The following is a 4,522-nucleotide window of genomic DNA, read 5'->3' on the forward strand; positions in this document are numbered from 1 at the left end:
AAAGCTCATAAATTTGTTATAAAAATCCTCAAGACTAAGTTTGACAAAAAACCTGAGATTGTTATATTCTACAGGTTACAGGCTTTGAGAGAAGGATAACCAACCCCCACGCCCCACGCACCAATTATATCATTCATTCTGCCTGAATATCAAACAGGAACTAGAAACCTGTTACTAGGGAGAGATTACTGCGGGGGGATATTCGGTAGCAGTTAAATAATCATAATAAAAACCACTCCAGACACAGAGGACACAGTGGCGGCTCTTGTCGGGTGCGTTAGTAATAGAGTAACACACCAATTTTCTTAAGATGGTGCGTTACGGCGCAATCATAATTTAATTATTAACAAATCTACTTTAAATACGCGCAAACACGCACCCTACAAGCTACTAACAAGGCTCATTTTGACTCGTTGATTAAGGGCAGTGGCAATTTTTTGTAGCATTATTAGGGGATTGTCTTGATAGTCAGCGTCTTCTAGATCTTCAATAACGGATTGCTCAACATGGATTAGGTCGGCTAGTTGTTGTTGAGTTAATCCAGCATTCATACGAGCGTCATAAATCAATTGTGCGATTTCTGAGTTGAGGGATTCTAGGGCAATTTGTTCTTTGATTGTGGGATCGTCTGCAATCATTTGGTGAATGATTTTTACGGCATCTGTGGTTTTAGGCATTGTTTATTTCTCCTTGATAAGTATGAAGTTCTGGATTTTGTTTAAATTGTGCTTTTCTTTGGATAATTCTCTCGATGTCTTGTGAGGGAACGGCGGAAGTTTTTTTGATAAGAGCATGACCAATAATTGCTATATTTTGACCATGATAAAAATAGAGGATTCGATATTGTATGGTTCCCTGTTTGGCTCTAAGCTCCCAGATATCATTTCTGAGTAATCGGCAGCAGGGCGGCGCAGTTCATGACCTTGTGCGGCAAGTTGTTCGATTTTGGTTATACATTTGGCAAATCCTTTTTTATCAGTTTTGAGTAATTTCTGAAGCCACTCAACAACGGGTGAGATGCCTTCTGCTTCTTGATAAAAGATGATTTTTGTCTTTGGCACGTTTCTTTTGAAATAGTATGCGATGAAAAATCAATAAATGCAATCAGGTGATGGTGATGGGTATCGAATTGCTGGATAGCTCATAACCTCGTTGAAAAGAATTATGCGATCGCCCCTTGTTTATCTCCTAAATTAAACTTAGAAATTCCGCGATAATAGACATCAACATCGTTAAGTATCGAGTTCTGTGAAAAGCTGATGTTTACGGGAGCAAAATCCCTCAAATTAGACTTGACAAAAAACCTGAGATCGTTATATTCTACAGGTAACAAGCTTTTAAACGAAAGAGCCACGCCCCACGCACCAATTATATCATTCATTCTACCTGAATATCAAACAGGAACTAGAAACCTGTTACTAGGGAGAGATTGCTACGGGGGGATATTCGGTAGCAGTTAAATAATCATCATAAAAACCACAGAGGGCATAGTGGCGGCTCTTGTCGGGTGCGTTAGTGATAGCGTAACACACCAATTTTCTTAAGATGGTGCGTTACGGCGCAATCATAATTTAATTATAACAAATCTCCTTTAAATATGCGCCTAACACACCCTACAAGCTACTTAACGGTGTTAACTCCCTACAAGAATTTAATTGGAAACACCTAATTCTTTTAGTCTATCCAGAGAGTTTTGATACCAAGTTTGATTATTTTGTTGTCGATGAAGTTGGGATGCTTGGCGAAAATCCTTAATTGCCTTTTCATTGTCATTTAATTCTTTGTATATTAAACCGCGATTATAGTAGGGAACAGCAAAGTCAGGATTGAGTTTAATTGCTTGATTGTAGTCGGCAATCGCCCCTTGTTTATCTCCTAAATTATACTTAGCCCATCCGCAATTATTGTAGGCATCAGCATCATCAGGTTTAAGTTTAATCGCTTGATTGTAGTCGGCAATCGCCCCTTGTTTATCTCCTAAATTATACTTAGCCCATCCGCGATTATTGTAGGGAAAAGCAAAGTTGGGATTGAGTTTTATCGCTTGATTGTAGTCCGCAATCGCCCCTTGATTATCTCCTAAATTATAATTGCCTATACTGTAAATTGCTAGTCCGATCACCCCCCCAAATACAATCATCCCAATGCCGTTATATAGCCATTTACGTCTAGTTATTCCTGATGGATTCTTAATTTTTCTCTGAGGAGGAGGTGAAACGGGGGGAGGTTGTACTACAGTTCTACTTGAAGGAGGATTATTCAACACTGTCAGAACTTCTGAAGCTGATTGATAGCGCTGACTAGACTTATCTTCTAACATCTTGTTGAGGAGATTCGCTAAAAAATCACTAATTGATCTTTTTTGCGATTTTAATACCGATTGCCATAACCATCGCCGCTGATCCACAGCATAGACTGGATCTGGCAAATTATTGTTACTTTGGGGGAAACATCCTGTTAATAAACGGACACAGGTAGCGGCTAAACTATATAAATCACTAGCGGCGACTGCACTGCCCATGATATGTTCATAAGCAGCATAACCCGGAGTATATAAACCTGTCCCCATTTGGGAGGTTTGCTCTTTAATTCCCCCAAAATCAATTAACATCAATTTACCGTCACTCCGACGACGCATCAGATTATCCGGTTTGATGTCACGATGGATCAATCCTTTAGAATGGAGATAGACAAGGACTGGTAATAATTGCTGTAATATTTCCTTGATTTTCTGTTCACTAAATCTTCCTTCTCTTTGATACTCTTGAAGCAGGGTTTCTCCTTCAATAAACTCCTGCACTAAATAGAGGGAGTTCCCCTGAGAGAAATAATCATAAACGGTGGGAATTTGTTCGTGTTTTAATTCGTCTAATTTTTCCGCTTCTCTTTGAAATAACTCCTTAGACTTCTCCAGAGCAGCTCCCTGCATTTGAGCAATAAATTTTTTAATAACCCGGGGTTTGCGATTAAAATTCAAGTCCTTAGCTTGATAAGTTCTACCGAATGCGCCTTCGCCTAATACTCCGACAATGAGATAACGGCTATGAAAAGAATATGATTGGCTAGTTTGGCTTAAATTTCCGCCACATCCTTGACAATAGCTATAATGAGTCGGATTTTGAGGATGGGAACATTCGGGATTGAGACAGTAGAGGATACTCATAAATCATCTGGAGAAATTTGATTAAGTACCTAAAAAAAATTGATGATCTCATTGAGAGAAGATGTGTAGGCTCCCTTAAGCGGTTACAAATCCCGTCAAAAAACCAAAATTAACAATCCGCCGTAACGCACCAATTCTATCATTAATTCTACCTGAATATCAAACAGGAACCAGAAGCCTGTTCCCCGGCAGTGGAAGTTAGGGGTTGCTAACAGGGGGAACAGTGATGACAAAGCGGATGACAGTTCCGATAACTGCTGTTGCCAAGATGGTGATTAATGCCCAAATTTGGGCTTTCTGGGAGCCTTTAATCTCTTTTAAATCACCTTGTAAGGTGTTGAATTCTCCCTGTAATGCCTTGAGATCTCCCTTTACTTCGGCCTCGAATCTGACTTGAACAATCCTGATCTCTGTGACATCTTTCTGGAGCGCGTCTAGCTTCTGATTGGTCTCTTTAAGATTCTGATTAATCTGGTCTAGGATTTTTCCTAAATCGGTTTCGATGGTGAGGCCGCTCATGGGTTAGACTCCTAATTAATTGGTGCTGTTGTTTCTGACTTAGATTTCAGTGTTTGAACAAATTGTAAAACTTTTTGTTGCTTTTCCGGTGTCAGTTCTCGCCATTGTTCAAGTAGTTCTTCTTCTTTACCCATAAATACCTCGCTCTTCAATTATGAATTGTTTGGTTTTGAGCAAGGCTCATTAATAAAAACCACTCCAGACACAGAGGAAACAAAGATCATATCATTTTGGGTTTGCGGTGGACGTTGTAGAATAGAGAAAACCTACTACGCTGATAGATACCATGCCCTCTCCTGCTATTACCACGATCATCAAGATGGTTGAGTCTCTGCCTGATGAGCTTCAAGAGCAGTTAGTAGAGTATGTTCGAGCTTATATTGCAGAAATTGAAGAAGAAAAACGATGGGATCAGTCGTTTAAACAGACGAAGAATAATCTAGTCGCAGCAGCCCGAAAAGCCAAAGAAGAGATTGCAGCAGGATTGTCCGCGCCGATGGATTATGAGCAGCTATGAATTCCGCGACATTGCCCTCATTTTGGCAGAAGTATCGCGACTTGAAGCCAGCAGTCAAAGCCGGAGCCAGGAAAGCATATCGGTTATGGGTAGAGAATCCGTTTCATCCGTCGTTAAATTTTAAGTGTATTGACAGCGACGAAGATATTTGGTCAGTGCGTGTAACGAAGAGTCATCGAGCTTTGGGAGTGCTGTCAGGGGATACAGTGACCTGGTTTTGAATTGGCGATCATGATGAGTACGAAAAGTTTTATTCGTAAAACAGAGGAACTACAAGCCTATTCCACTCGAACTTTAAAAACCCCCTTGCCACTCTCCTATAC

Annotated in this window: 7 protein-coding genes; 1 reads left to right on the forward strand and 6 read right to left on the reverse strand. The window is 40.2% G+C overall.

Annotation, left to right across the window (positions count from 1 at the left end):
- Window positions 1–380 precede the first annotated feature (380 nt).
- The 6 genes from PX636_RS19400 to PX636_RS19425 form a co-directional block, all read right to left on the reverse strand.
- Window positions 381–677 carry a helix-turn-helix domain-containing protein gene (locus PX636_RS19400; protein ID WP_002731911.1) on the reverse strand — a complete coding sequence of 99 codons (297 nt, stop codon included), beginning with the start codon at window positions 675–677 and terminating at the stop codon, window positions 381–383.
- Entirely contained in the window at window positions 670–879 is a 210-nt protein-coding gene (locus PX636_RS22940; protein ID WP_288118366.1) for a type II toxin-antitoxin system RelE/ParE family toxin, read from the reverse strand. Before PX636_RS22940 ends, PX636_RS19400 begins: the two co-directional genes overlap by 8 nt.
- Window positions 807–1,061 carry a hypothetical protein gene (locus PX636_RS19410; RefSeq protein ID WP_239698145.1) on the reverse strand — a complete coding sequence of 85 codons (255 nt, stop codon included), beginning with the start codon at window positions 1,059–1,061 and terminating at the stop codon, window positions 807–809. Before PX636_RS19410 ends, PX636_RS22940 begins: the two co-directional genes overlap by 73 nt.
- Window positions 1,062–1,651: 590 nt before the next feature.
- Window positions 1,652–3,163, reverse strand: a complete 1,512-nt coding sequence (locus tag PX636_RS19415) for a serine/threonine-protein kinase (RefSeq protein ID WP_288118362.1) — start codon at window positions 3,161–3,163, stop codon at window positions 1,652–1,654.
- Window positions 3,164–3,361: 198 nt separating this feature from the next.
- Complete coding sequence (locus PX636_RS19420) at window positions 3,362–3,682, reverse strand: hypothetical protein (RefSeq protein WP_002796305.1); 321 nt, start codon at window positions 3,680–3,682, stop codon at window positions 3,362–3,364.
- A gap of 11 nt (window positions 3,683–3,693) precedes the next feature.
- The gene (locus PX636_RS19425) at window positions 3,694–3,816 is read right to left on the reverse strand and encodes a hypothetical protein (RefSeq protein WP_002796307.1); all 123 of its coding nucleotides are present in this window, start codon (window positions 3,814–3,816) and stop codon (window positions 3,694–3,696) included.
- Window positions 3,817–3,968: 152 nt separating this feature from the next.
- Between PX636_RS19425 and PX636_RS19430 the strand changes: the two genes are divergently transcribed.
- Window positions 3,969–4,199: a hypothetical protein gene (locus tag PX636_RS19430; RefSeq protein ID WP_002775250.1), complete on the forward strand. Its 231-nt coding sequence runs from the start codon at window positions 3,969–3,971 to the stop codon at window positions 4,197–4,199.
- Window positions 4,200–4,522 lie beyond the last annotated feature (323 nt).

Source organism: Microcystis sp. M53598_WE2, from assembly GCF_030067735.1.
In the GTDB taxonomy this organism is placed as follows: domain Bacteria; phylum Cyanobacteriota; class Cyanobacteriia; order Cyanobacteriales; family Microcystaceae; genus Microcystis; species Microcystis aeruginosa.

What these genes read in the sequence shown, in the direction of transcription:
- PX636_RS19400 (WP_002731911.1), bottom strand. Translation starts at nt 677, where the DNA reads ATGCCTAAAACCACAGATGCCGTAAAAATCATTCACCAAATGATTGCA.
- PX636_RS19415 (WP_288118362.1), bottom strand. Translation starts at nt 3,163, where the DNA reads ATGAGTATCCTCTACTGTCTCAATCCCGAATGTTCCCATCCTCAAAAT.
- PX636_RS19420 (WP_002796305.1), bottom strand. Translation starts at nt 3,682, where the DNA reads ATGAGCGGCCTCACCATCGAAACCGATTTAGGAAAAATCCTAGACCAG.
- PX636_RS19425 (WP_002796307.1), bottom strand. Translation starts at nt 3,816, where the DNA reads ATGGGTAAAGAAGAAGAACTACTTGAACAATGGCGAGAACTGACACCG.
- PX636_RS19430 (WP_002775250.1), top strand. Translation starts at nt 3,969, where the DNA reads ATGCCCTCTCCTGCTATTACCACGATCATCAAGATGGTTGAGTCTCTG.